General features: G+C 70.6%; 24 protein-coding genes. 12 read left to right on the forward strand and 12 right to left on the reverse strand.

Annotated elements, in window-relative coordinates:
• Nucleotides 1–136: 136 nt before the first annotated feature.
• Nucleotides 137–1552, forward strand: a complete 1416-nt coding sequence (locus PV342_RS11260) for a CCA tRNA nucleotidyltransferase (protein WP_329186722.1) — start codon at nt 137–139, stop codon at nt 1550–1552.
• A gap of 84 nt (nt 1553–1636) precedes the next feature.
• On the opposite strand, the gene PV342_RS11265 is transcribed toward PV342_RS11260, so the two are convergent.
• The 4 genes from PV342_RS11265 to PV342_RS11280 form a co-directional block, all read right to left on the reverse strand.
• Nucleotides 1637–2146 carry an LppU/SCO3897 family protein gene (locus PV342_RS11265; protein WP_500316821.1) on the reverse strand — a complete coding sequence of 170 codons (510 nt, stop codon included), beginning with the start codon at nt 2144–2146 and terminating at the stop codon, nt 1637–1639.
• 132 nt (nt 2147–2278) lie between these two features.
• Nucleotides 2279–3568, reverse strand: coding sequence for an MFS transporter (locus tag PV342_RS11270; RefSeq protein WP_400799690.1), 1290 nt, complete (start codon nt 3566–3568; stop codon nt 2279–2281).
• A gap of 99 nt (nt 3569–3667) precedes the next feature.
• Complete coding sequence (locus PV342_RS11275; RefSeq protein ID WP_361000397.1) at nt 3668–4750, reverse strand: inositol-3-phosphate synthase; 1083 nt, start codon at nt 4748–4750, stop codon at nt 3668–3670.
• A 23-nt stretch (nt 4751–4773) separates the two neighbouring features.
• The gene (locus tag PV342_RS11280; RefSeq protein ID WP_018558161.1) at nt 4774–5424 is read right to left on the reverse strand and encodes a PadR family transcriptional regulator; all 651 of its coding nucleotides are present in this window, start codon (nt 5422–5424) and stop codon (nt 4774–4776) included.
• A gap of 347 nt (nt 5425–5771) precedes the next feature.
• On the opposite strand from PV342_RS11280, the gene PV342_RS11285 reads away from it, so the two are divergent.
• Both PV342_RS11285 and PV342_RS11290 read left to right on the forward strand, forming a co-directional pair.
• Nucleotides 5772–8510 (forward strand): transglycosylase domain-containing protein, encoded by a 2739-nt coding sequence (locus PV342_RS11285; protein ID WP_500316823.1) that lies wholly within the window; start codon nt 5772–5774, stop codon nt 8508–8510.
• 142 nt (nt 8511–8652) lie between these two features.
• The gene (locus tag PV342_RS11290) at nt 8653–10200 is read left to right on the forward strand and encodes a glycosyltransferase family 87 protein (RefSeq protein WP_500316825.1); all 1548 of its coding nucleotides are present in this window, start codon (nt 8653–8655) and stop codon (nt 10198–10200) included.
• A 13-nt stretch (nt 10201–10213) separates the two neighbouring features.
• Here PV342_RS11290 and PV342_RS11295 read toward each other — a convergent pair whose 3' ends face one another.
• The 3 genes from PV342_RS11295 to PV342_RS11305 all read right to left on the reverse strand — a co-directional run bounded on the left by PV342_RS11295 (nt 10214) and on the right by PV342_RS11305 (nt 12933).
• Complete coding sequence (locus tag PV342_RS11295) at nt 10214–11245, reverse strand: alanine racemase (RefSeq protein WP_089225422.1); 1032 nt, start codon at nt 11243–11245, stop codon at nt 10214–10216.
• A gap of 57 nt (nt 11246–11302) precedes the next feature.
• Nucleotides 11303–12424 (reverse strand): lipid II:glycine glycyltransferase FemX, encoded by a 1122-nt coding sequence (locus PV342_RS11300; protein WP_089225421.1) that lies wholly within the window; start codon nt 12422–12424, stop codon nt 11303–11305.
• Nucleotides 12425–12597: 173 nt separating this feature from the next.
• A complete protein-coding gene (locus PV342_RS11305; RefSeq protein WP_018558166.1) occupies nt 12598–12933 on the reverse strand; it encodes a hypothetical protein in 336 nt (111 codons plus the stop codon).
• A 291-nt stretch (nt 12934–13224) separates the two neighbouring features.
• On the opposite strand from PV342_RS11305, the gene rpsF reads away from it, so the two are divergent.
• The 4 genes from rpsF to rplI all read left to right on the forward strand — a co-directional run bounded on the left by rpsF (nt 13225) and on the right by rplI (nt 14906).
• Nucleotides 13225–13515 (forward strand): 30S ribosomal protein S6, encoded by a 291-nt coding sequence (gene rpsF, locus PV342_RS11310; protein WP_018558167.1) that lies wholly within the window; start codon nt 13225–13227, stop codon nt 13513–13515.
• Nucleotides 13516–13576: 61 nt separating this feature from the next.
• Nucleotides 13577–14158, forward strand: coding sequence for a single-stranded DNA-binding protein (locus PV342_RS11315; RefSeq protein WP_018558168.1), 582 nt, complete (start codon nt 13577–13579; stop codon nt 14156–14158).
• 44 nt (nt 14159–14202) lie between these two features.
• On the forward strand, nt 14203–14439 hold the full coding sequence (gene rpsR / locus PV342_RS11320) for a 30S ribosomal protein S18 (RefSeq protein ID WP_026250812.1): 237 nt from the start codon (nt 14203–14205) through the stop codon (nt 14437–14439).
• A 17-nt stretch (nt 14440–14456) separates the two neighbouring features.
• Complete coding sequence (rplI, locus tag PV342_RS11325) at nt 14457–14906, forward strand: 50S ribosomal protein L9 (protein WP_018558170.1); 450 nt, start codon at nt 14457–14459, stop codon at nt 14904–14906.
• Nucleotides 14907–14988: 82 nt separating this feature from the next.
• On the opposite strand, the gene PV342_RS11330 is transcribed toward rplI, so the two are convergent.
• Entirely contained in the window at nt 14989–16332 is a 1344-nt protein-coding gene (locus tag PV342_RS11330; protein WP_400799673.1) for an MATE family efflux transporter, read from the reverse strand.
• A gap of 435 nt (nt 16333–16767) precedes the next feature.
• Here PV342_RS11330 and dnaB point away from each other — a divergent pair, with 435 nt between their 5' ends.
• Entirely contained in the window at nt 16768–18243 is a 1476-nt protein-coding gene (dnaB, locus tag PV342_RS11335) for a replicative DNA helicase (RefSeq protein ID WP_018558172.1), read from the forward strand.
• 391 nt (nt 18244–18634) lie between these two features.
• On the opposite strand, the gene PV342_RS11340 is transcribed toward dnaB, so the two are convergent.
• Complete coding sequence (locus tag PV342_RS11340) at nt 18635–19510, reverse strand: GNAT family N-acetyltransferase (RefSeq protein WP_500316830.1); 876 nt, start codon at nt 19508–19510, stop codon at nt 18635–18637.
• A gap of 84 nt (nt 19511–19594) precedes the next feature.
• Here PV342_RS11340 and PV342_RS11345 point away from each other — a divergent pair, with 84 nt between their 5' ends.
• The 4 genes from PV342_RS11345 (at nt 19595) to PV342_RS11360 (ending at nt 23534) form a co-directional block, all read left to right on the forward strand.
• Entirely contained in the window at nt 19595–20548 is a 954-nt protein-coding gene (locus tag PV342_RS11345; protein WP_392607382.1) for a LysR family transcriptional regulator, read from the forward strand.
• Nucleotides 20509–21141, forward strand: a complete 633-nt coding sequence (locus PV342_RS11350) for an HAD family hydrolase (protein WP_400799668.1) — start codon at nt 20509–20511, stop codon at nt 21139–21141. Before PV342_RS11345 ends, PV342_RS11350 begins: the two co-directional genes overlap by 40 nt.
• A gap of 254 nt (nt 21142–21395) precedes the next feature.
• On the forward strand, nt 21396–22835 hold the full coding sequence (locus tag PV342_RS11355) for a globin domain-containing protein (protein ID WP_400799666.1): 1440 nt from the start codon (nt 21396–21398) through the stop codon (nt 22833–22835).
• 39 nt (nt 22836–22874) lie between these two features.
• Nucleotides 22875–23534: a pyridoxamine 5'-phosphate oxidase family protein gene (locus PV342_RS11360; RefSeq protein ID WP_400799663.1), complete on the forward strand. Its 660-nt coding sequence runs from the start codon at nt 22875–22877 to the stop codon at nt 23532–23534.
• A 55-nt stretch (nt 23535–23589) separates the two neighbouring features.
• On the opposite strand, the gene PV342_RS11365 is transcribed toward PV342_RS11360, so the two are convergent.
• From PV342_RS11365 to PV342_RS11375, 3 genes are all read right to left on the reverse strand, one after another.
• Nucleotides 23590–24117 carry an NUDIX domain-containing protein gene (locus tag PV342_RS11365; protein ID WP_400799660.1) on the reverse strand — a complete coding sequence of 176 codons (528 nt, stop codon included), beginning with the start codon at nt 24115–24117 and terminating at the stop codon, nt 23590–23592.
• Nucleotides 24118–24220: 103 nt separating this feature from the next.
• Nucleotides 24221–25117, reverse strand: a complete 897-nt coding sequence (locus PV342_RS11370; RefSeq protein WP_361002559.1) for a LysR family transcriptional regulator — start codon at nt 25115–25117, stop codon at nt 24221–24223.
• 225 nt (nt 25118–25342) lie between these two features.
• Entirely contained in the window at nt 25343–26479 is a 1137-nt protein-coding gene (locus PV342_RS11375) for a cystathionine gamma-lyase (RefSeq protein ID WP_391576845.1), read from the reverse strand.
• Nucleotides 26480–26536 lie beyond the last annotated feature (57 nt).

A 26536-nucleotide genomic window follows, 5' to 3' on the forward strand; every position in this document is an offset into this window, starting at 1 on the left:
GATGCTCGATGACCCTAAGTGCTGTGAGTGGGCCACAAGATCGATACAGTCCGGGGGCGAGAGGGCCTCGGCCATGATCACGGGAGCCGGTAAACCGGTCCGCCGCGGGGCGCATGGGCACGTACCCTTTTCTGTTGTGCCGAATGCCAACAACGCCCCCCAGACCCTGAAGTCCGCGCCCGTGATCGCGCCGGTGGCCGAGGACCTCGGTCGCCGCTTCCAGGACGCCGGATTCCGGCTTGCCCTCGTCGGCGGCTCGGTCCGCGACACCCTGCTCGGCAGGCTCGGCAACGACCTCGACTTCACCACCGACGCCCGGCCCGACCAGGTACTGAAGATCATCCGCGGGTGGGCGGAGGCCGTCTGGGAGGTGGGCATCGCCTTCGGCACGGTCGGGTGCCGCAAGGGCGGCTACCAGATCGAGGTGACCACGTACCGGTCCGAGGCCTACGACCGGTCCTCGCGCAAGCCGGAGGTCTCCTACGGGGAGACGATCGAGGAGGACCTGGTCCGCCGGGACTTCACCGTCAACGCGATGGCGGTCTCGCTGCCGGAGGCGGAGTTCGTCGACCCCTACAGCGGGCTCGGCGACCTCGCACAGCGGCTTCTGCGTACTCCGGGCACCCCGGAGGAGTCCTTCTCCGACGATCCGCTGCGGATGATGCGTGCCGCGCGCTTCGCCGCCCAGCTGGACTTCGAGGTGGCACCCGAGGTCGTCACGGCCATGACGGAGATGGCCGACCGCATCGAGATCGTCTCCGCCGAGCGCGTCCGGGACGAGCTCAACAAGCTGATCCTCTCCGACCACCCCCGCAAGGGCCTGCAGTTGCTGGTGCAGACCGGCCTGGCCGCACGGGTCCTCCCGGAGCTGCCGGCGCTGCGCCTGGAGCGGGACGAGCACCATCGCCACAAGGATGTCTACGACCACACGCTGACCGTCCTGGACCAGGCGATGGCGCTGGAGACCGAGGGGCCGGACCTCGTCCTTCGCCTTGCCGCCCTGCTGCACGACATCGGCAAGCCGCGCACCCGGCGGTTCGAGTCCGACGGGCGAGTCTCCTTCCACCACCACGAGGTGGTCGGCGCCAAGATGACCAAGGGGCGGCTGACCAAGCTCAAGTACCCCAACGACATCATCAAGGACGTCGCCCGGCTGGTGGAGCTGCATCTGCGCTTCCACGGCTACGGGACCGGGGAGTGGACCGACTCCGCCGTCCGGCGCTACGTCCGGGACGCCGGACCGCTGCTCGACCAGTTGCACAAGCTGACCCGCTCCGACTGCACGACCCGCAACAAGCGCAAGGCCGCGGCCCTGGCGCGAACCTATGACGGGCTCGAGGAGCGGATCGCGCAGCTGAAGGAGCAGGAGGAGCTGGACGCGATCCGGCCGGACCTGGACGGCAACCGGATCATGGAGATCCTGGGTATTTCCCCGGGGCCCGAGGTCGGCAAGGCGTACAACCACCTGCTGGAGCTGCGTCTGGAGAACGGCCCGCTGGGCGAGGAGGCCGCCGTGGCAGCGCTGAAGGAGTGGTGGGCCGCGCAGGTCTGAGCGCACTCCGTCCGGGCACCGGACGCATCGAGGGGGTCATGTTTCACGTGAAACATGACCCCCTCGGCCATAACGGCGACCCCATTACTTGGTGATGCTCTGCAGGCAGAGCACGACGTTGTTGAAGTCGGTCCCGGACTGGGTGTAGTAGACGTCCGACTCGGTGACGGACTCACACTGCTTCTGGTCGGTCGAGTCGCCGAACTTCTTGACGATCTTGAACTGGGCGTCGCCGGAGGAGCAGTCGACGTCCACCAGGTCCGGGCTCTTGTCCGTGCCCTTGTTGTGGAGGCAGCCGCCGACCTTCGACGTCTCGGCGTCGGTCTGGTCGAACTGGGAGAAGGCGAACCGCACGCCGATGATGACCACGATGGTGATGATCACGCCGATGATGCGCTTGCCGATGTTCCTGCCGCGCCGCGGCGGGGCGGCAGGCGGCGGGAAGGCGCCGGGCTGGCCCTGCGGCGGCGGGAAGGCGCCGGGCTGGCCCTGCGGCGGCGGGAAGGCGCCGGGCTGGCCCTGCGGCGGCGGGAAGGCGCCGGGCTGGCCCTGCGGGGTCGGGTAGTTCGTGTCGTGGGGTGGCGGAGTCGCCATGGTTGTTCCCCTCCCTGGGATGAACCTGTCAGTTCCTGTGAACGCGCGAACGCTACTCGAGGGGTCGGACAGGCCATCCGCCGGGGCGGTTGTTTCGTGTGAAACAGGCGGAGTCGGATTGATCTTCATGTTTCACGTGAAACGTCGCGGGGTTCTGGCGGTGCCGAACGCCACCGCGGCGTAGATCGCCGAGAGTCCGAGGAGGAGGCCCGCGGAGCGGCCGTCCGGTGGGAGGACCAGAGCGCAGATGGCCGCGGCGCCGACGAAGGCGACATTGAACAGCACGTCGTAGATGGAGAAGATCCGCCCCCGGTAGGCGTCGTCGATCGAGGACTGGACCACGGTGTCCGTGGCGATCTTCGCCCCCTGGGTGGCCAGCCCCAGCACGAAGGCCGCCGCCAGTACCGGGGCCGGCTCGAAGGGCAGGCCCAGCGCGGGAAGCAGGACGGCCGCCGAACCCGCGCAGACGGTGATCCATCCGAAGGTGCCGAAGCGGCCCGTTGCCCAGGGGGTGACGACGGCCGCCGTGAAGAAGCCGGCACCCGAGACGGCGACCGCCAGGCCGAGGAGCGCGAGGCCGTCCGTCGTGCCGTGATCCGTACCGTCGGACCCCGACCATGCGTAGCGGCACAGCATCAGCACCGTCACCGTCAGCCCGCCGTAGCAGAAGCGCATTGCCGTCATCGCGGCCAGGGCGCGTGCCGCGCGAGGTCGCCGGCGCAGGTGCCTCAGGCCGTGCACCAGGCCGCGGAAGGTGCTGAGCAGCGCCTCGCCCACCCGCGGCTGGACGCGGGACGGATCCGGCCCCAGCAGGTCCCGCCCCAGGGTGAGCGCGGTCAGCCCGGCACAGAGATAGAGGACGGCGCCCAGCACCACGACCATGACGTCGGAACGGACGCCTTCGGGCACCACCAGGTGCATCAGGAAGGCCGCCCCGCCGCCCGCCGTGGCCGCGAGCGTGCCCGCCGTCGGGGAGAGCGCGTTCGCCATGACCAGACGTTCCCCGTCGACGACGCGGGGCAGGGCGGCCGAAAGGCCGGCGAGCACGAAGCGGTTGATGCCGGTGACCGAGAGGGCGGACAGGTAGAAGAGCCAGTCCGGAACGCGCAGCAGCATCAGCACAGCCGTGCCGAGGGAGAGCGCCGCCCGCAGCAGGTTGCAGTGGAGAAGGACCTGCCGGCGCCGCCAGCGGTCCAGCAGGACGCCCGTGAACGGCCCCAGAAGCGAGTACGGCAGCAGCAGGACCGCCATAGCGGAGGCGATGGCGGCCGGTGAGGCCTGCTTCTCCGGGGAGAAGACCACGTAGGCCGCCAGCGCCACCTGGAAGACCCCGTCGGAGAGCTGGGACAGCAACCGCACCGCCAGCAGACGGCGGAAGTCCCGGAAGCGCAGCAGCACACGGAGATCACGGACAACGGGCATGCGCACAGCCTCACATGACGCGCAGGCCCCCGGGTGTCATACCCGGGGGCCTGCGCGGTCGCGTCGTACGACGAGTGGTGACGGGGGTTAAGCCGCTGTTCAGCGCTCGACCTCGCCGCGGATGAACTTCTCCACGTTCTCGCGGGCCTCGTCGTCGAAGTACTGCACCGGCGGGGACTTCATGAAGTAGGAGGACGCCGACAGGATCGGGCCGCCGATGCCGCGGTCCTTGGCGATCTTCGCCGCGCGCAGCGCGTCGATGATGACACCCGCGGAGTTCGGGGAGTCCCAGACCTCGAGCTTGTACTCCAGGTTCAGCGGGACGTCGCCGAAGGCACGGCCCTCGAGGCGGACGTACGCCCACTTGCGGTCGTCCAGCCAGGCCACGTAGTCCGAGGGGCCGATGTGGACGTTCTTCTCACCCAGGTCGCGGTCGGGGATCTGGGAGGTGACGGCCTGCGTCTTGGAGATCTTCTTGGACTCCAGGCGATCACGCTCGAGCATGTTCTTGAAGTCCATGTTGCCGCCGACGTTCAGCTGCATGGTGCGCTCGACGATGACACCGCGGTCCTCGAAGAGCTTGGTGAGCACGCGGTGCGTGATGGTGGCGCCGACCTGCGACTTGATGTCGTCACCGACGATCGGCACACCGGCCTCGGTGAACTTGTCCGCCCACTCCTTGGTGCCGGCGATGAAGACCGGGAGGGCGTTGACGAAGGCGACCTTGGCGTCGATGGCGCACTGCGCGTAGAACTTCGCCGCGTCCTCGGAACCCACGGGCAGGTAGCAGACGAGCACGTCGACCTGGCGGTCCTTGAGGACCTGCACGACGTCGACCGGCTCCTCGGCGGACTCCTCGATGGTCTCGCGGTAGTACTTGCCGAGACCGTCCAGGGTGTGGCCGCGCTGGACGGTCACGCCCTTCTGCGGCACGTCGCAGATCTTGATGGTGTTGTTCTCGCTGGCACCGATGGCGTCCGCGAGGTCGAGACCGACCTTCTTCGCGTCGACGTCGAAGGCAGCGACGAACTCGACGTCACGCACGTGGTAGTCGCCGAACTGCACGTGCATGAGGCCAGGCACGCGGCTGGCCGGGTCGGCGTCCTTGTAGTACTCGACACCCTGCACCAGCGAAGCGGCGCAGTTGCCCACGCCAACGATGGCTACGCGAACCGAACCCATTCCGGTTGCTCCCTGTTTGATCGTCACGCGGGTCCCCGGCGCGTGCCGGGTCCGCCGTTTTCCTGTTGGTTGTCCTGCTCGGCATCGGCGGACGGAGCGGCCGGGGGCTGCTTGCCGCGCCCCGCCCGCTCGGTCTCGATCAGCTCGTTCAGCCAGCGGACCTCACGCTCCACCGACTCCATGCCGTGCCGCTGCAGCTCGAGCGTGTAGTCGTCGAGCCGCTCACGGGTACGCGCGAGGGACGCGCGCATCTTCTCCAGGCGCTCCTCGAGGCGGCTGCGCCGCCCCTCGAGGACACGCATCCGTACGTCCCTGGACGTCTGGCCGAAGAAGGCGAAACGAGCCGCGAAGTGCTCGTCCTCCCACGCGTCAGGCCCGGAGTGGGCGAGGAGCTCTTCGAAGTGCTCCTTGCCGGCCGCCGTCAACCGGTACACGATCTTGGCCCGTCGGCCGGCCAGCGGCGCGGCGAGCGGATCGGGTTCAGGGCCGGTCTCCTCGACCAGATAGCCCTGGGTGACCAGTGTCTTGAGGCAGGGGTAGAGGCTGCCGTAGCTGAACGCGCGGAACACACCGAGCGAGGTGTTGAGCCGCTTGCGCAGCTCGTAACCGTGCATCGGGGATTCGCGCAGCAGGCCCAGGACGGCGAACTCGAGGATGCCGGAGCGTTTGCTCATGCCCTCGTCTCCCTCCCGTCCGTGCCGTCGTCGCCTCTTATCTCGCCGTGATGTATCGACTCGATACATCGAGACGATAGAACGAGTTCCGGGGTACGGCAAGACGGCTCACGGTGACCGGCGTCACATCACGAAATCTGTTCACCGTCAACCGCCCGGAATGTGATGAACATCTGGCTAGAACCTCTTTTGGCCATGCGTACTCTGTTCGCCATGCAGAGCACCGGGAACCGTGTGACCTCAGTGAGCGTCCTTGTCCCTGGTGCAGTGCGGGTATCGCACGCCGGGGGGACCGGAAATCAACTGCCGCTTTCAGGCGATTCCGCCTGTCCTAGGAGTAGCTGTTCATGAGCGAGCACCGTCGCAAGCCGCCGCAGTCGCCCGGCGACGGCCGGGCAGCCGCCCGGCGCGGCGCGCAGCAGCAGCCCCCGCCGCCAGGCGGTCGGCGGGCCGCTGGGCCGCCGAGGCCGCAGCCGCATGGAACCGGTTCGGGGCAGGGCCACGGCCCGCGCCAGGGAATGGGACAACCCCCCCGCCAGGATGCGGGGGCGGGGACGGGGGGCCGCGCGAGCACCGGCGGCCGGGCCCGGGGGGCCGAGCCGCCGTACCAGGGGCGTGCCGCGGCACGCCGTGCCGCCCAGTCCTCGCAGAAGGGCGGCCGCCGTCGGTCCGCCACGGACGCGCAGGGCGGGCGTGGCGGGGGCCAGCCCCCGAAGAAGCGCATCGTGGACTACCCCCGTTGGGGGAAGGACGGATGGCGTCGCTGGATGCCGTCCTGGAAGCTCGTCTCCGGACTGTGCCTGTTCTTCTTCGGAAGCCTGGTCGCCGTCGCCGGCGTCGGGTACGCGATGGTGGGCATCCCCAAGGAGAGTGACATCGCCAAGGCGCAGAACAACGTCTACTTCTGGGACAACGACCAGGAGATGGTGGCGACCGGCGGTGAGGTCAACCGGCAGAATCTGGGCTATTCGGAGATCCCCAAGGAGATGCGGTTCGCCGTCATGTCCGCGGAGAACAAGACTTTCGAGACCGATTCCGGAGTCGACCCCATGGGTATCGCTCGTGCCCTGGTCAACATGGCCAAGGGCGGCGAGACGCAGGGTGGTTCCACCATCACCCAGCAGTACGTGAAGAACGCCCGTCTCGGCGACCAGTCGCAGACGGTGAGCCGTAAGTTCAAGGAGCTGTTCATCTCGGTGAAGGTGGGTGCCACGGTCGACAAGAAGGAGATCATGGCGGGCTACCTCAACTCTTCCTACTTCGGTCGCCGTTCCTACGGTCTGCAGGCCGCTGCCCGCTCCTACTACGGCGTCGACGCCGTGGAGCTCAACCCGAGCCAGTGTGTGTTCCTCGCCTCGCTGCTCAAGGGCGCCACCTACTACGACCCCTACGGCAACACCGACATCGACAGCTCCGCGACCGCCGAGGCCAATACCAAGCGCGCTACGGACCGCTGGGCCTGGATTCTCGACCAGGAGCTGCAGGACGGCCGGATGACCAAGGCGGAACACGACAAGTGGATCGCCAAGGGGTTCCCCAAGCCGCTGAAGCCGCAGAACGACGCGCAGCTCGGCGGCCAGATCGGTTACCTGGTCGGCCTCGCCAACAAGACCGTCATCAACAACAGCGACGGAAAGATCACGCAGGAAAAGCTTCAGCTGGGCGGTTACCGCATCTACACCACCTTCAACAAGAAGAAGGTGGAGCAGCTGGAGGACGCGGTGAAGAAGGTCCGCAAGAAGAACGAGAACCTCAAGCGCGCGGGCGGTGTCGACAAGCACGTTCAGTTCGGCGGAGCCTCGGTGGACCCGAAGGACGGGAAGATCGTCGCTATCTATGGTGGTGTGAACGCGACGCAGCACTTCACGAACAACGCCGACGAGACCGGCGCGGGTGTCGGATCGACGTTCAAGCCGTTCGTCCTCGCCGCAGGTATGACCTACGGCAAGCGGAACGCTGACTGGACCGACGGCGACGACCTGCAGGACCGGACGATCGTCTCGCCGAAGAGCATCTACAACGGCAAGAACAAGCTGAAGATCAGGTACTACGACGGCCGTGTCTGGGAGGGCAAGGAAGGCCAGTGGCTCCAGACGAACGACGACAACGAGTCGTACGGCAACATCACGCTGCGTGAGGCCATGCGCGTCTCGGCGAACTCGCCGTACGTGCAGCTGGGCATGGACGTCGGCACGGACAAGGTGAAGGAGGCGGCGCTCAAGGCAGGTCTCCTGGAGGGCAGCCTGGCGACCACCAACAGCCCGACCTTCTCCATCGGTACCTCGACTCCGAGTGCCATTCGCATGGCCGACGCCTACTCCACTTTCGCCAACCGCGGGAAGCAGAACGACCCGTACTCGGTCAGGAAGGCCGTGCACGAGGGTGTGAACGTCTACGAGCACAAGTCCGCGCCCAAACAGGCATTCCCCCGGGCCGTCGCGGACAACGTGACCGACGTGCTGCGTACCGTCGTCCAGAGCGGTACTGGCACCTCGGCCCAGCTTCCGGGCCGCGAGGTGGCCGGCAAGACGGGTACCACCGACGGCAACAAGTCGGCGTGGTTTGTTGGTTACACGCCTCAGCTCACCACGTCCATCGTGATGTTCCGCTTCAACGACGACGCGAAGGCCAAGGACCGCAAGTTCCTGGAGATGTACGGGACGTACGGCAAGGACAAGATCCACGGTGCGTCGTTCCCGGCCGAGATCTGGCACGACTACATGGTGGACGCGATGAAGGGCAAGCCGGTCCAGTCGTTCCCGACGCCGGAACCGCTCGGCAAGGTCGTCTACGGTGGTGGCGCCGCCAGCCCGACCCCCTCGGTCTCGGCCACCCCGAGCGAGACGCCGTCCTCGACGCCGACCCCGACCGTTTCGCGGCCGCAGGCACCGCCGACCCCGACCGAGTCGGGGAACTGCAAGCCCTGGCAGTGGGACTGCCAGGACGCCGGCGGTACCACCGACGGCGGCACCACGGACGGTGGCACGGGTGGGACGCCCTCGTCGACCCCGTCGTCCAGTACCACCGGCAAGGGCAACGGAGGCGGTGGCAACAACGGCGGGCTCCTCGGAGGCCCGGGCGGTTGACCGCCCCGCCTTGAGCAGAGCAGTCGGTCCGCGGCCGCGGAGGGCATCGTGCCCTCCGCGGCCGCGGCCGTTCCCGGGCGGCTGGGAGGCGTCGTGGGGATCCGACGCTCCGCGCACAAAGATGTAGGGCAGGATGTGGCCCATGACGATCGTGCGCGAAGACCCCCACCACGAGGCCTCGGAGGCCGAGGCGGTCGTGCCCCCGACCCGCGAGGATCCGGTCGCGGTGGCCGGGAGCGAGGTCATCGGCGGCCCGCTCGGCCGCTTCGCGGCCGTGGGGCGGCGGGGCTGGTGGAACCCCCTGCGCGTCGTCGTGCTGGTCGCGATCGGGATGTTCGCGCTGGGCATGGTGCAGAAGGTGCCGTGCTACGACAGCGGCTGGTTCTTCGGGGCGAACGCCCAGTACAGCCACGCCTGCTACTCCGACATCCCGCACCTGTACTACGGCCGGGGCTTCGCCGACGACCTGGTCCCGTACTTCGACCGCATCCCGGACACGGTCTCCGGCGGCATGGGCTACCTGGAGTACCCGGTCCTGACCGGGCTCTTCATGGAGGTCGCCTCCTGGCTGACCCCGCACGGCGGCACGATCCAGCACCGGGAGCAGGTGTACTGGCTGGTCAACGCCGGGATGCTGCTGGTCTGCACGGCCGTCATCGCGGTCTGCACGGCCCGGACCAACCGGCGCCGCCCGTGGGACGCGCTGCTGGTCGCGCTGGCACCCGCGTTCGCGCTGACCGCGACGATCAACTGGGACCTGTTCGCGGTCGCCCTCGCGGCGGCCGGGATGATGCTCTGGTCGCGCAACCGGCCGCTGGCCGCGGGCATCCTGATCGGGCTGGCGACGGCCGCCAAGCTCTACCCGCTGCTGCTGCTGGGGCCGCTGTTCCTGCTGTGCCTCAGGGCCGGGAAGCTGAAGGCCTGGGGCGCGGCCGTGGGCGGTGCCGCCGCGGCCTGGGTCGTGGTGAACCTTCCGGTGATGGTGCTCGCCTGGGATGGCTGGGCGAAGTTCTACACCTTCAGCCAGGAACGGGGCGTCGACTACGGCTCCATCTGGCTGATCATCTCCCAGCAGACCCACAGCAGCATGGACGCCGCGAACACCTACGCCATCGCGCTGATGCTGCTGTTCTGTGCGGGCATGGCCGGACTGGTCCTGTACGCCCCTCGACGCCCGCGCTTCGCGCAGCTGGCCTTCCTCGTCGTGGCCGCCTTCATCCTGACGAACAAGGTCTACTCACCGCAGTACGTGCTCTGGCTGGTCCCCCTCGCGGCGCTCGCCCGGCCGCGCTGGCGGGACTTCCTGATCTGGCAGGCCGCCGAGGTCATGTACTTCCTCGGGATCTGGTCGTACCTGGCGTACACGACGGGCGGCAACAGCAAGGGCCTGCCGCAGGACGGCTACCACCTGGCCATCGCGGCGCACCTGATCGGGACGCTGTACCTGTGCGCGGTCGTCGTCCGCGACATCGTCCTCCCCGAGCGCGACCCGGTCCGCCGGGACGGCTCGGACGACCCCTCCGGGGGCGTGCTGGACGGGGCTCAGGACGCGTTCGTGCTCGGGCGGCCCTCGCACCAGCCGCGGCACGCCGCGCCGCTGCAGGGCGGACCTGAGGACGGCTACGGCTACGGCGAGGCGCGCCCGGTGCAGTGGGGCGTGGACCCGGCGCCGCCGGCCTCGCCCCACTGACCCCGGGAGGGGCTCAGCGGTCGACGACGCGGTCGTACTGCGTCGTCGTGTGCCGCAGGTGCGCCACGAGCTCGTCGCCGACCGCCGGGGGCGCCACGTCGCCCGGTAGGAAGAGGATCGACACCTGCATGTGCGGGGGCTCGGCGAACCAGCGCTGCTTGCCGGCCCACACGAAGGGCGACAGGTTGCGGTTGATGGTGGCCAGGCCGGCCCTGGCGACGCCCTTGGCGCGCGGCATGACGCCGTGCATGGCCTTGGGGGCCTCCAGGCCCACCCCGTGAGACGTGCCGCCCGCCACGACGACCAGGTGGCCGTCCTCGGACGCCTTGTTCTGGCGGTAGCCGAAGCGCTCGCCCTTGGCGATGCGGGTGACGTCCAGGACGGCGCCCCGGTACTCGGTGGCCTCGTGGTCGCCGAGCCACAGCCGGGTGCCGATCCGGGCGCGGAAGCGGGTCTGCGGGAACTGGTTGCGCAGCTGGGTCAGCTCGCCTGCCTTCAGGTGGCTGACGAACATGGTGTGCAGCGGGAGCCGGGCCGCGCGCAGCCGCTCCATCCAGCGGTGGACCTCCTCCACCGCGTCGGAGCCGTCGGTCCGGTCCAGCGGCAGGTGGATGGCGAAGCCCTCCAGGCGGACGTCGTCTATGGCCGAGTGCAGCTTGACCAGGTCGTCCTCGCCGACGCCGTGGCGCTTCATGCTGCTCATGACCTCGATGACGACCCGGGCGCCGACCAGGCCGCGCACGCCCTCCACGGAGGACACGGAGCGGATGGCGCGGTCCGGCAGCGGCACCGGCTCCTCGCCGAGCCGGTACGGGGTCAGCACCAGCAGGTCCCCGCCGAACCAGTCCTTGATCCGGGCGGCCTCGTACGTGGTGCCCACGGCGAGGATGTCCGAGCCGAGCCGGATCGCCTCCTCGGCCAGGCGCTCGTGGCCGAAGCCGTACCCGTTGCCCTTGCAGACGGGTACCAGCCCGGGGAACTGCTCCGCCACGGACTGCTGGTGCGCACGCCAGCGCGCGGTGTCGACGTACAGGGTGAGCGCCATGGCCGGAACGGGGACCTTTCTGCGGTGTCTGCGGTCAGTCGGGCACGTGCACGTGGGTCAGCGACGGGACATGTAGATGTCGAGGGCCTTGTGCAGCAGCTTGTTGAGGGGGAAGTCCCACTCGCCCAGGTATTCGGCAGCCTGCCCGCCGGTGCCCACCTTGAACTGGATGAGACCGAAGAGGTGGTCGCTCTCGTCGAGCGAGTCGCTGATGCCGCGCAGGTCGTACACGCTCGCGCCGAGGGCGTAGGCGTCCCGCAGCATCCGCCACTGCATGGCGTTGCTCGGCCGGACCTCGCGCTTGTGGTTGGCCGAGGCGCCGTACGAGTACCAGACGTGCCGGCCGACGACGAGCATGGTCGCGGCGGCGACGGTCTCGCCCTCGTGCTGGGCGAAGTACAGCCGCATGCGGTTGGGGTCCTCCGTGTTGAGGACTTGCCACATGCGCTGGAAGTAGGAGAGGGGCCGCGGGCGGAAGCGGTCGCGCTCGGCGGTGACCTCGTAGAGCTGCTGCCACACGGGAAGGTCGTCGTAGCCGCCCTGGACGACCTCGACGCCGGCCTTCTCGGCCTTCTTGATGTTGCGCCGCCACAGCTGGTTGAAGCCCTTCTGGACGTCGTCCAGGCTGCGGTTCTCCAGCGGGACCTGGAAGACGTAGCGGGGCTGCACGTCACCGAAGCCGGCGCCGCCGTCCTCGCCCTGCTGCCAGCCCATGCGGCGCAGCCGGTCGGCCACCTCGAAGGCGCGGGGCTCGATGACCGTCGCCTCGACGTCGCGCAGGCGCTTGACGTCCGGGTCGGCGATGCCGGACTTGATGGCGGCCGCGTCCCAGCGGCGGATGACGACCGGCGGGCCCATCTTCACGGAGAAGGCGCCCTGCTGCTTCAGATGCGCCAGCATCGGGCGCAGCCACTCCTCCAGGTTGGGGGCGTACCAGTTGATCACCGGGCCCTCGGGGAGGTAGGCGAGGTAGCGCTTCACCTTGGGCAGCTGCCGGTAGAGCACCAGGCCGGCGCCGACCAGCTCGCCGGTCCTGTCGTCGAACCAGCCGAGGTTCTCCGAGCGCCACTCGGTCTTGACGTCCGCCCAGGCGGGAACCTGGCAGTGGCTTGCCGAGGGCAGGCTCTGGATGTACGCCAGGTGCTGTTCCCGACTGATGGTCCTCAGGGTCAAGCTCATGCGGGGCGCTCCCCATCGCTGCGGCTACGGCATTGCTGACTGCATTACTTCGCCGAAGCCTACTGCGAACGGTGAACGCCCCCACGAGGGCTGTGGACAACTCGGTCCGCGGCTTCGCCCGGCGGGTGCCGGGTGGACGGCCGGGCGACGGCGGGCCCCGGGCCGGACACGGCCTACGACACCACGCCGCCGAAGAGGCCGCCGTGGGCCATGCCGAGGTAGAAGCCGATCGCGGCCAGTCCCATGCCGATGATGAAGAAGAAGCGCTCTGCCGTGGTGGCGGAGCGGTACTGGCCGAAGGCGCCCACGAGGATGCCCACCAGCCCCGCCCAGGAGCTGAGCAGGTGGAGGTGGTCCCAGAACGCCGCGATGGCGGCGGCCAGGCCGAGTACGAGGGTCACGACGGCCAGGGTGTTCTCGACCGGGTGGGGCCTGCCGTCGGAGTTGAGGGTGCTGAGGACTCGCTGGTAGAGACGGCTGCCGGTCGTGGGTCGCACTGCCTGTGCCATGAGGCACCTCCGTGATGGAGAGGTGGCGCATCGTAGCGCCGGACACACCCGATGTGTACAGATTGCGGGCTTCCGAGGGCGGATTTCAACCGGAAGCCACGAGGCGGGTAGTGTGTACCGTCTGCACCGGTGTCTGTGCAGGCCCACACGACGGTCCCGCAGGGCCTCCGGGGATCGATCCCCGGAACGCCGCGGGCCTTGTCGGTGGGCCGCGATACCGTTGCGACGCGATGCAAACCCTCCTGCCACGGAAACGCCGTGGCCGTTGAGTCCAAAGGAGGTGGGTTCCACATGCGTCACTACGAGGTGATGGTGATCCTCGACCCCGATCTCGAGGAGCGTGCTGTCTCCCCGCTGATCGAGAACTTCCTCGGCGTCGTCCGCAACGCGGGCGGCAAGGTCGAGAAGGTCGACACCTGGGGCCGTCGTCGTCTTTCGTACGAGATCAAGAAGAAGCCCGAGGGCATCTACTCGGTCATCGACCTCAACGCCACTCCTGAGGTCGTCAAGGAGCTCGACCGTCAGATGAACCTGAACGAGTCGGTCCTCCGGACCAAGGTCCTTCGTCCCGAGACCCACTGAGCCTGACGGCTCAGGCAGTCGGGAAACCGAGAAGCCAAGCAAAGCCGAGAGGTCACTCACCATGGCAGGCGAGACCGTCATCACGGTCGTCGGCAATCTCGTCGACGACCCCGAGCTGCGCTTCACCCCCTCGGGTGCGGCGGTCGCGAAGTTCCGTGTCGCGTCCACTCCCCGCACCTTCGACCGGCAGACCAACGAGTGGAAGGACGGCGAGAGCCTCTTCCTCACGTGCTCGGTCTGGCGGCAGGCGGCGGAGAACGTGGCCGAGTCGCTCCAGAAGGGCATGCGCGTCATCGTGCAGGGCCGTCTGAAGCAGCGCTCGTACGACGACCGCGAGGGCGTCAAGCGGACGGTCTACGAGCTGGACGTCGACGAGGTCGGCGCCAGCCTGCGCAGCGCGACCGCCAAGGTCACCCGCGCCAGCGGTGGCGGCGGCGCCTCGCGCGGCGGCCAGGGCGGCTACGGCGGCGGTGGCGGCCAGGGCGGCAACTGGGGCGGTGGCTCCGGTGGCGGCCAGGGCGGCGCGCCCGACGGCGACCCGTGGGCGACCGGCGCTCCTGCCGGTGGCGGCCAGGGCGGCGGCGGCAACTGGGGCGGTGGCTCCGGTGGCGGCGGCGGTTTCTCGGACGAGCCGCCCTTCTAAGGGCGGCAGCGCACCAAACTTCTTGATCACACTGGAGAGAGACAATGGCGAAGCCGCCTGCTCGCAAGCCTAAGAAGAAGGTTTGCGTGTTCTGCAAGGACAAGATCACGTACGTCGACTACAAGGACACGAACCTGCTGCGGAAGTTCATCTCCGACCGCGGCAAGATCCGTGCCCGCCGGGTCACCGGCAACTGCACCCAGCACCAGCGTGACGTCGCCACGGCCGTGAAGAACAGCCGTGAGATGGCGCTGCTGCCCTACACCTCGACCGCTCGCTAAGGAAGGGTGACCGAGCAATGGCGAAGATCATCCTCACCAACGAGGTCAGCGGCCTCGGTGCCGCCGGCGAAGTCGTCGAGGTCAAGAGCGGTTACGCCCGCAACTACCTGATCCCGCGCGGTTTCGCGATCGCGTGGACCAAGGGTGGCGAGAAGGACGTCGAGCAGATCCGCCGCGCGCGCCGGATCCGTGAGATCGCGACCGTCGAGCAGGCCAACGCGTTCAAGGCGCAGCTCGAGGGCGTCAAGGTCAAGCTGTCGACCCGCGCGGGCGACGCCGGCCGGCTGTTCGGTTCGGTGACCCCGGCCGACATCGCCGCCGCCGTCAAGGCCGCGGGCGGTCCGGACGTGGACAAGCGCCGGATCGAGATCGGTTCCCCGATCAAGACGCTGGGCTCCCACAAGGTGTCGGTGCGTCTGCACCCCGAGGTCGAGGCCGCTCTCGACGTCGAGGTCGTCGCCGCCTGACCCGCACGCACCGCGTGAACGCCGGGCCCGGAACCGCGAGGTTCCGGGCCCGGCGTCTTGCCGTCCGGGGAGGGGCCGCGGTTCAGGCGCGAACGGCGCCGGTGACGGCCCACTTCCCCGAGCGGGCGCGCCAGTGGAGGGCGGCCAGCCGGGTGAGCATCATCAGCCCCATCGCCCACCACAGGGCGGTGAGTCCGCCGCCCAGGGCCGGTACGGCCAGGGCGACCGGGGCGAAGACGGCCAGGGTGACGACCATCGACCAGGCCAGATAGGTGCCGTCGCCCGCGCCGATGAGGATCCCGTCCAGGACGAAGACCACACCGCAGACCGGCTGGGAGAGCGCCGCCACCAGCAGGACGGTCATCAGCTCGGAGCGCACGGCCGGGTCCGAGGTGAACAGCGGGGCGATCAGCGGCCGGGAGACGGCCAGGACGAGACCGATGACGATGCCCGAGGCGATGCCCCACTGCACCATGCGGCGGCAGGCGGCCCGGGCCCCGGCCGTGTCGTCGGCGCCGAGGTAGCGGCCGATGATGGCCTGGCCGGCGATGGCGATGGCGTCGAGGGCGAAGGCGGCCAGCGACCAGAGGGTGGTGGTGATCTGGTGGGCGGCGATCGAGGCGTCCCCGAGCCCGGCCGCGACGGCGGTGGCGAGCATCAGGACGGCCCGCAGGCTCAGCGTGCGGATCAGCAGGGGTGTCCCGGCCTGGGCGCACGCGCGGATGCCGGCGAGGTCGGGCCGGAGGGAGGCGCCGTGCCGCCGCGCCCCGCGGACCACGACGCCGACGTAGACGGCCGCCATCGCGTTCTGGGCGATCACGGTGCCCCAGGCCGAACCGGCGATGCCGAGGCCGGCGCCGTACACCAGCGCCACGTTGAGCACGGCGTTCACGGCGAAGCCGCCGACGGCGACGTAGAGCGGGGTACGGGTGTCCTGCAGCCCGCGCAGCACACCGGTGGCCGCCAGGACGACGAGCATCGCGGGGATGCCGAGGGCGCTGATCCGCAGGTAGGTGACGGCGTGGGGCGCGGCGGTGCCCGAGGCGCCGAAGAGGTCGGTCAGGGCGGGCGCCGCGGGGATCGCGACCGCGACCGCGGCGACGCTGAGGAGGAGGGCGAGCCAGATGCCGTCCATGCCCTGGCGGATCGCCGCGGGCAGGTCGCCCGCGCCGACCCGGCGGGCGACGGCGGCCGTGGTGGCGTACGCGAGGAAGACGAATACGCCGACGAGGGTGGTGAGCAGGGCACCCGCGACGCCGAGGCCGGCGAGCTGCGACGTGCCGAGATGGCCCACGATCGCGCTGTCGGCCAGGAGGAAGAGCGGTTCGGCGACGAGTGCGCCGAAAGCGGGCAGCGCGAGACCGATGATCTCGCGGTCGTGGCGGCGTACGGTCTGCTGGGGTGAGAGTTCGGCGACCTGGGGCACCCGGTCAGGGTAATCATCCACATGTAAGGGATGCAAGATGATACTGCCTCTTACTTTCCGCTGCGCAGGGTGATCTCCTCCGTGCCGTTTGTCGTGATCTTGGGCCGAGCGGGCAAGTTTTTCTTGTCCACAGTGGGTGGATGAAGAAAGCGCAGGTCAGCGGCGTGATCATTGGGTGATTGTGTGCTTGTCCACCGCGCTGTCCCCCGCCCTGTACACAGCTGGAGCGGGCTTCTCCACAGGTAGGGGCGGTTCTTCAACAGGTCATCCCCAGCCCCTGTGGATAACCGTCTTGGCTGTGAGCCCCGCGGACCCCTACCGTGGGGCGTCGCCCGACGTGCCACAGGTGTGTCCGGCGGCTGAATGTCAGAGCCGTGGCGTAGGAAAAGGGACACGACGCAGCGGTCCGCGCCGGAGGGGAGGAGGTGGCAGGGGGTGAGCCAGCCCGAACCCGCGGACGACCACTGGGGGAGCGAGCCGCCGTTCCCGCCGGACGGTCCCGGCGACCGTCTGCCCGTCTCCCGCTTCCGCCGGAAGGACGAGCGGGACCGCGACCGGGACCGCGACGACGACCGCGGGGCGTCCGGCTTCGAGCGCGTACCGCCGCAGGACCTGGACGCCGAGATGTCGGTGCTCGGCGGCATGCTGCTGTCCAAGGACGCCATCGCCGACGTCGTCGAGGTGCTCAAGGGCGCCGACTTCTACCGGCCCGCCCACGAGACCGTCTACGCCGCGATCCTCGACCTCTACGCCCGCGGTGAGCCCGCCGACCCCATCACCGTGGCGGCCGAGCTGACCAAGCGCGGCGAGCTCGCCCGGGTCGGCGGCGCCCCCTATCTGCACAGCCTCGTCAACGCGGTGCCGACGGCCGCCAACGCCGAGTACTACGCGGAGATCGTGCACGAGCGCGCGGTCCTGCGCCGGCTCGTCGAGGCGGGTACGCGCATCACGCAGATGGGATACGCGGCGGACGGCGACGTCGACGAGATCGTCAACTCCGCGCAGGCCGAGATCTACGCCGTCACCGAGCAGCGCACCAGCGAGGACTACCTCCCGCTCTCCGAGATCATGGAGGGAGCCCTCGACGAGATCGAGGCCATCGGCTCGCGCAGCGGCCAGATGTCCGGTGTGCCGACCGGCTTCGCCGACCTGGACTCCCTCACCAACGGCCTGCACCCGGGTCAGATGATCGTCATCGCCGCCCGGCCCGCGATGGGCAAGTCCACGCTCGCGCTGGACTTCGCCCGTGCCTGCTCGGTCACCAACGGCATGCCCAGCGTCTTCTTCTCCCTCGAAATGGGCCGCAACGAGATCGCGATGCGCCTGCTGTCCGCCGAGGCCCGGGTCGCCCTGCACCACATGCGCTCCGGCAACATGACCGACGACGACTGGACGCGGCTGGCCCGCCGCATGCCCGACGTCTCGGCGGCCCCCCTCTACATCGACGACTCGCCGAACCTGTCGATGATGGAGATCCGCGCCAAGTGCCGCCGGCTCAAGCAGCGCAACGACCTGCGCCTGGTCGTCATCGACTACCTCCAGCTGATGCAGGCGGGCGGCTCGCGCCGCCCCGAGAGCCGTCAGCAGGAGGTCTCCGACATGTCCCGTAACCTCAAGCTCCTGGCGAAGGAGCTCGAGGTGCCGGTCATCGCGCTGTCGCAGCTGAACCGTGGTCCCGAGCAGCGTACGGACAAGAAGCCGATGGTCAGCGACCTGCGTGAGTCGGGCTCCATCGAGCAGGACGCGGACATGGTGATCCTGCTGCACCGCGAGGACGCCTACGAGAAGGAGTCCCCGCGCGCGGGAGAGGCCGACCTGATCGTCGCCAAGCACCGCAACGGCCCGACGGCCACCATCACCGTCGCCTTCCAGGGCCACTACTCGCGCTTCGTGGACATGGCCCAGACCTGATCCGCGACCCCCGCGGGGTGTTCCAACGGCCGCTGCCGCGCCCGGTCGTGCCGGGGTCGAGTCAGCCGGGCCGGAAGAACGAGAGCATCTTCCTGGCGGCGTCCGGCGCCGTCAGCGTTTCGTGCGCCGGGAGGTCGCCGAGCGGCGTGCCGAGCGGGCCACCGGGACGGACGAGAAGCGCTGGCAGGCCTCGCTCGGGCCGTATCCGGAGCGGACCTTCGCCACCGGCCGGCCCCGCGCTCGCCACGGTGGTGCGCGATGCCGCCCACCTGGACGCCGACCCCACCTTCCGGATCGGCCTCGACTTCCGGCTCGACGGCATCGAGGCCCGCCTCGCGGGGTGACGCGCGGCCCAAGGGCCGGACGGCGGGCCCGCGCGGGCCCGCCGGGCTCAGCCCAGGGCCACCATCAGCGGTGCGTGGCGGCGGTGTTCGTCGCCGGGCAGGTCGCGGTCCCCCAGCATCATCAGGGTGTTGGGGAAGACGGGGGCAACGCCGTGTTCCGCGGCCCAGCCGTCGAGGCCGTCGGGGATGCCGGTGCGCAGGTCGAGACGGACCGCGGTGCCGGCGTCCCGGGCGATCGCGGTGATCAGCCGCCGGGCCCCGGCGGCGTCCCCGGCGACGACGGGACCCACGACCAGGGTGTCGGCGTTCAGCCAGGCGGACGCGTAGCCGGTCAGGACACCGTCCTCCTCGGCGACCACGACGCGCTCGGCGAACCGGGGCAGGTCGCGCAGGAGGGGCGAGCGGTCGGCGCCGAACACCTCGGCGTCCAGGGCGAGCAGGGCCGGCAGGTCGGCCTCGGTGAAGGGCCGCGGCTCCCCGGCGCTGGGACCGGTGCTCCGGGTGTTCCCGGCCGGCGCCGGCGGGGTGAAGCGGCCGCGGTGCGTGACGACGGTGCCCGTCGCCCGGAAGCCGAGCTTCTCGTAGAGCGGGCGGCCGCGTTCGGTGGCGTGCAGGGTGACGGTGTCGTCGTCCGCCTCGGCCAGGACGTGGCTCATGATGCGCCGTCCCAGGCCCCGCCCTTCGTACCGGGCCGCCACGAGGACCATGCTGACGGCCGCCAGGCCGCCCGCGTAGCGGGTGAGGACCGTGGTGGCGGCCAGGCCGTCGCCGTCGGGGGCGTCGACGCCGTAGCCGGTGCCGTGGGTGAGCAGGAAGCGCCACTTGTGCTCCTCGGCGCCCCAGTCGCGGCTGACGGCCAGCGCGCTGCAGGCGGGGAGGTCGGCGGGGGTGAGGCGGCGCACGGGGGCCGTCGGGGATGTCATACGGGCAGCGTGCCGTGGCGGCGGCGGAGGGCGGCCATAGTTTTCCCCTATGGCCATCGGCCGGTGCCTGGTTATCCTCCCGGGGTGACGCTGACCCTGCCCGGCCTGCGGGCGTTCGTGGCGGTGGCGCGTACGGGCTCGTTCTCGGCGGCCGCGCGGCAACTCGACGTACGGCAGCCGACGGTGAGCGAGTCGGTGCGCCGGCTGGAGGCCGCGGCGGGGCGGCCGCTTCTGGTGCGCAACCGCGAAAGGGCCGAACTGACCGACCTGGGGCGCCGGATCCTGGCCCACGCGGTGGCCGCGGTGGACGCCGCGGACGAGCTCGAGGGGCTGCTGGACGGGGCGTCCCGGCCGTTCACCGTGGGCTTCCTGGGCGAGGCCGCGGCCGGCCGCACCCGGGAACTGCTGGACCTGGTGCAGGCCCGTGTCACCGGCGACGTGCGGCTGCGCCGCTACGACTTCGACGACCCCTCCTGCGGGCTGCTGGACGGGCACTGCGACCTGGCCATCGTGTGGCCCCCGCTGGACGCCCCGGGCCTGGGGATGGTGACCGTCTCCAGCGACCGGCGCTGTGTGGCGCTGCCCGCGACGGACCCGCTGGCCCGCCGGAGCGAGGTCGCGCCCGCCGAACTGGGCGGCAGGACCTGGGTGGTGCCGCGGACCGGGGACGCGGCCTACGCGGGCTTTCGCCACCCGTCGGCCGTGGGCGTCGCCCACGTCGCCGGGACGGTGCCGTCGGGGTCGCTGGAGGAGACGCTCGAACTCGTGGCGGCGGGCCGGGGGTGCGCGCTGGCGAGCACGTCGACCGACGAGCACTACGCGCGGTCGAACGTGGTGATCGTGCCGCTGGCCGGGGACGTGCGCTGCACGGTCGCGCTGGCCTGGCGGACGGCGGACCGCAGACCGGCGGTCCGCGGGGTGGCGGAGGACGCCGCCCGGCTGTTCGGAGGGACGCCGCCGGGGACCGGCCGGGCGGCGGGGGACGAGGGAGGGACCGCATGGGACGGCTGCACATCTTCGACATGGACGGGACGCTGATGCACGGCTCCTCAGCGAGCATGGAACTCGCCCGGGAGCTGGGGCTGGTGGCGGAGTTCCGCGAGCTGGAGCACGCGCTCGGCAGCGGCCTGCTGGACCCGCCGGGCTACGCGGAGCGGGCGTACGAGCTGTGGCGGGCGCTCACCCCGGCGCAGGTGGCGACGGCGTTCGAGGGCGCCCCGTGGCTGGCCGGGATACGGGAGGTGTGGGCGGACATCGCCGCCCGCGGGGAGCACTGCGCGGTGGTGTCGCTCTCCCCGGACTTCTTCGTGCGCCGGCTGCTGGAGTGGGGGGCGCACGAGGTGCGGGCGTCGGTCTTCCCGGAGTTCCCCTTCGGCGCGGCGGTGGGACTGGACGTGGCGGGCATCCTGCTGCCGGAGACGAAGGTGACGGCCGCGGACGAGCTGTGCGCCCGGTACGGGGTGAGCCGCCGGGAGTGCGTGGCGTACGGGGACTCCCTCTCGGACACCGCGCTCTTCGCCGCGGTGCCGGTGTCGGTCGCGGTCAACGGGGACCACCACGTGAGCGGGCTGGCGAGCCATGCGTACACGGGACGCGATTTGCGTGAAGCATATGCGCTGGTCATGGGCTGAATACGTGACGATTGAACGGTGATGATCGTCACGGAATTGAGTGACGGTTGTGAAAACAGTGACTCGGGGTAGGGTCGACAGGGTTCCGCGACAGCGGGGCTTCACATTCGGCTGAGCTTAACGGGATCGGTCCCGCTGTTTCCCGTACTTCCGGCTATTTGCCCGGGCGGCGTGAAGCCCTGGCAGGCTTTCCGCGCAGGATGTGTGGCCGACGTACGGAAACCGACCGGGAGAAGCTCGAGGCGAAGCTGACCATGGACGCTCTGATCACGAACGCGGCCGAACCGGGCAAGGGAGCCGGGGCCGGCTCCTCCGGATGGTTCGAGCCGCACACACCCCCTGACGGGCCGAGACCCCACCGCGAGGGCGACGGCGCGGCCGCGCCGAGCCGCCCCGTACGGCCGATACGGCCGGTGGGCACGGGAGCCGGGCGGAACGGCGACCCGGGGCCCGCGCTGCCGCGGCCCGGCCCCGCGCAGGACGCCGCCGGGGCGCGGCACCATCCGGAGCCGCCGGCCCAGCAGCCCCCGCCGCGGGCGGGGGTCCGGCCGCGGTCCCGGCAGCCGAGCGCGGACGCGCAGCTCATCCGGCGGACGATGGAAGAGGTCGCGCCCGTCGCCGACAAGACGACGTCGTATTTCTATGCACTTTTGTTCATACGGCATCCGGAGTTGCGCGAACTCTTTCCCGCCGCGATGGACGCGCAGCGCGATCGATTGCTGAAAGCGCTCCTCACCGCCGCGGAACACATAGACGACGCCGAGATACTCACCGAATACCTGTCCCACCTGGGCCGCGGCCACCGCAAATACGGCACGCGCCCCGAGCACTATCCGGCCGTGGGGGAATGTCTGATCGGGGCCCTGACCCGGTACGCCTCGGCGGTCTGGAACGACGAGGTCGAGGGCGCCTGGGTGCGCGCCTACACGGCGATCTCGCAGATCATGATCGACGCGGCGGCGGCCGACGAGAAGCACGCGCCGCCCTGGTGGCAGGCCGAGGTCGTCAGCCACGAACCGCGCACGTCCGACATCGCGGTGGTCAGCGTCCGCCCCGACCAGCCCTACCCCTTCCTCGCCGGCCAGTACACGACCCTGGAGACGCCCTGGTGGCCCCGGGTCTGGCGGCACTACTCCTTCGCCAGCGCGCCCCGCTCGGACGGCCTGCTGGTCTTCCATGTGAAGGCCGTCCCGGCCGGCTGGGTCAGCGGGGCGCTGGTCCATCGCGCCCGGCCCGGCGACGTCCTGCGCCTCGGCCCCCCGGGCGGGTCCATGGTCGTGGACCACAGCGCCGACAACGGGCTGCTCTGCCTGGGCGGCGGCACCGGCATCGCCCCCATCAAGGCCCTGGTCGAGGACGTCGCCCAGCACGGCCGCCGCCGGGCCATGGACGTCTTCTACGGTGCCCGCAGCGACCACGACCTGTACGACCTGGACACCCTGCTGGGGCTCGCGCGGAGCCACCCCTGGCTCTCGGTGCGCCCCGTGGTCTCCCACGGCCGCGGCGAAGGAGGGCTGCACGGACCGCTCCCCGAGATCGTGCAGCAGTACGGCCCCTGGCCCGAGTACGACGCGTACCTCAGCGGGCCGCCCGGCATGATCCGCAGCGGCGTCGACACCCTCGTACGCGGCGGCATGCCCTCCCAGCGCATCCGGCACGACCTGATCGAGGAACTGGTCGCGGCAGGTCCATGACCCGGCCCCCACGCCCCCACCCCCCAACGAGGAGAAACGTTGCCGCAGGAACGTCCCGGCAGTGCGGGAGAGCACCGCGTCCAGGAGGAGATGGGCACGGCCGACCGCGCGGACCGCTTCTACGCCGAGCAGGTGCTGGACCACCTCAACCCGCGGATGCGCGAGTTCACCGAGCGGCAGGAGATGTTCTTCCTGTCCACGGCGGACGCCCGGGGGGAGTGCGACAGCACCTTCAGAGCGGGCCCGCCCGGCTTCCTGACCGTCCTGGACGAGCGCACCCTGGTCTACCCCGAGTACCGGGGGAACGGTGTGACGGCCTCGCTCGGCAACATACGCGAGAACCCGCACGTGGGCATCCTGATGATCGACTTCACCCGGGACCGGATCGGGCTGCACGTCAACGGCCGCGCGCGGACCGTCCCCGACGGCGCGATGCGCGCCCTGTACCCCTCGCTCCCGGTGGACGCGGTGCCCGGCCGCAGGCCGCAGTTGTGGGTGCGGGTGACCGTCGAGGAGGCGTACGTCCACTGCTCGAAGCACATCCCGCGGATGGCGAGGGTGCCCCTGCAGGGCGGCCGGGCCTGGGGGACCGACGACGCGCGGCGCAAGGGCGGGGACTACTTCGGGGCGGCCGCCGACGCCGCGCAGGCGCGCACGGGGCGGGCCGGAGGCGCCCGTCCGGGCTGGTTCGGTGCCTGAGGGCGCCTCGGGCCGACCCGGGGCAGCCCCGGGTCGGCACCGGTGCAGGACCGGGTCAGCCCAGGTCGGCCGAGAGCAGTCCCAGCACCCCTTCGATGTTGCCGTCGAGGTAGTGCCGCAGGGTGAGCGGCACGATCTCCACGGAGGCGAGTCCGACCCGGCTGAAGGGCACACGGACCACGTCGTAGGTGCCCGAGGGCTCGTCCACCTCCGGGCCGTGCCGCCGTGAGGGGTCCATGGAGGCCAGCCGGCACACGAAGAAGTGCTGCACCTTCACCCCGTGCGAGCCGTCCTCGCCGATGTGCTCGACGGTGTCGACGAAGGCCGGGACGACATCGGTGACCTTGGCGCCGAGCTCCTCGTCCAGCTCTCTGTGGAGCGCCTCGACGATGGTGCCGTCCTCGGCCTCGACGCCGCCGCCGGGGGTGACCCAGTACGGGTTGAGCCCGGGCTTGGTGCGCTTGATGAGCACGAGGGAGTCGCCGTCGAGCAGGATGGCACGGGCGGTGCGCTTGACCACAGGCCGGGTGGCCGGGGCGGTCGGTGCACCGGGTGTGGCAGGTCCTTCGATGTCCGGGGGCATGCCTGAGATCTGCCGCGGCGCGGGAGGCGGCAAACGCCTCCGGGACGGCGAATCGGAAGGTCCCGTTCTCGCGGAGGTCACCCGCCGTACGCCGGGCGCGCGGTCACCAGGCGGCGGAGGAGCGCATCAGCTGCTCGTGCACCCGCGCGATGTGCGGCAGCGCGAGTGTCCCGGCGCGCACCGAGACGAAGTACGTGCGCAGAGGCGGCACCGGCGGCTCCAGCAGCGCTTTGGCGGCACCTGCCGTGATCGCCTCACAGCACAGATAGCGGGGCAGGACGGCCATGCCGACCCCGGCGACCACGCACTCCAGGACGGCCCTCAGGTCGGGCACGACCACGGCGGGGACGATGGCGGGGGTGGCGTCGAAGACCGCCGACCAGTAGTGGTCGATCAGCGGCATGCCCTCGTCGTAGGAGATCACGGGGATGTCGTCGAGGACCCGTGCGCCGTGGGCGCGCACCGCGAGCGGGCCGCCGATCCGCTCCTGCCAGGCGGGGGCGGCCACGAGTATCTGCTCCTCGTCCCACAGGGCGGTGGCGGTCAGCAGCCGGTCGCGCGGCCTGACGGTGCCGATGGACAGGTCGTGGTGGCCCGCGGCGAGGCCGGCCAGGGCCTCGTCCTCCCCGGCCAGCGCGATGCGCAGCTGCAGGCCCTCGGCGACCAGCGGGGCGAGGGCGGGGAGGGCGCGCAGGGAGGTGAAGGTGGGCGGACCGGCGAGGTGCAGGGTGCGGTTGCCGGACTCCTCGTCGAGGTCCGTCTCGGTTATCTCCAGGAGGGCGTCGAGGTGCGGGGCCACCCGGTGGGCCAGGTCGTCGCCGACGGGGGTCGGGGCGACACCGCGCGGCAGGCGCAGGAACAGGGGGCGGCCGACCTGCCGTTCCAGGCTGCGAATCTGGCTGGTGACGGCCGGCTGGGACAGTCCCAGCAGCTGGGCGGCCCTGGTGAAGGAACCGGCCCGGTGCACGGTGACGAACGTGCGCAGCAGCGCCAGATCCATGGAGCCGTCCCTCCCACCCACCGGTACTACCGCAACATATAAATATATCGATAGGTCTGTATCGAAACCGTGATTGGACACTGACGCAGAGTCAACTAGCCTTGTTCGGGCGGATCTCCGCGCGTAAAGCCAGGGTGGTCCGAGCCACGAGGGGGGAGGCTCGGGCCACCCATTCTGCGTAGGGCCGTCTACGTAGATATATCTGTTCCAGATGAACGTGTGGGGTCAGCGCGCGGCGGCGTCCAGGGCCTGCGTCACGTCCCGCACGATGTCGGCGGCGTCCTCCACCCCGACCGAGAAGCGGATGAAGCCCTCGGGGACCGCGTCGCCGCCCCAGCGCGCCCTGCGCTCCGCGGTGCTGGTCACGCTCCCGAAGCTGGTGGCCTCGGTCGTCAGCAGCAGCTCGGACAGGAAGCGCTCGGCGTGCTCCTTGTCGGGGAGCGTGAAGGACACCACGCTGCCGAACCGGGTCATCTGCGCGGTCGCGACGGAGTGCGCCGGGTCGTCCGCGAGGCCGGGGTGACGCACGTCGGTCACCTCGGGCCGCTGGAGCAGCGCGGCGGCCAGCTCCAGGGCGTTGGCGGCCTGCCGGTCCACCCGCAGCGCGAGCGTGGACAGCGAACGGTGCGCCAGCCAGGCCTCCATGGGGCCGGGGATCGCCCCGACGGTCTTGCGCCACATCCGCACCCCGGCGGCGAGTTCGGGCCGACGGGTGGTCACATAGCCCAGCAGCAGGTCGCCGTGGCCGGACAGCGCCTTGGTGCCGCTCGCCACCGAGAAGTCCGCGCCCAGGTCCAGCGGACGCTGGCCGAGGGGGGTGGCGAGGGTGTTGTCGACCGCGACGAGCGCGCCCGCGGTGTGCGCGGCGTCGGCGAGCCGGCGGATGTCGCACACGTCCAGGCCGGGGTTGGACGGCGTCTCGATCCACAGCAGCCGTGCGCCCTCCAGCGCCTCGATCTGGGCGTCGCCCGCGGTGGGCGCCAGGCGCACCGAGACCCCGTAGTCCTCGAGGCGGCCCTGGAGGGAGCGGGTGGCCTGGTAGCAGTCGGAGGGCAGCACCACGGTGTCGCCGGAACGCACCTGGGAGAACAGCACGGAGGAGATGGCGCCCATGCCGGAGGAGAAGGCCAGCGTCTCGGCAGGGGTGCCGGGCGACTCCAGCGCGGAGATCGCCTCCTCCAGCCGGGTCCAGGTGGGGTTCTCGTCGCGGCCGTAGGTGTACGGGCCGGTGACGTCGCCCGGCAGGTGGAAGTGCGCGGCGAACACGGGTCCGGGCAGCGCCGGCTCGTGGGCCCGGGCCGGCGGGCGGCCCGCGTGCACGCTGCGGGTGCTGTCCCCGGGCCTGCTCTCGTACTCCGTCATCGCCCTCTCCTCGCCTCTCCCCGTCTTCGCGAACGTACAGGCGGAAGATACCGGTGT

Origin of the sequence: Streptomyces sp. PA03-3a, from assembly GCF_033792735.1 — a bacterium.
Lineage (GTDB): Bacteria > Actinomycetota > Actinomycetes > Streptomycetales > Streptomycetaceae > Actinacidiphila.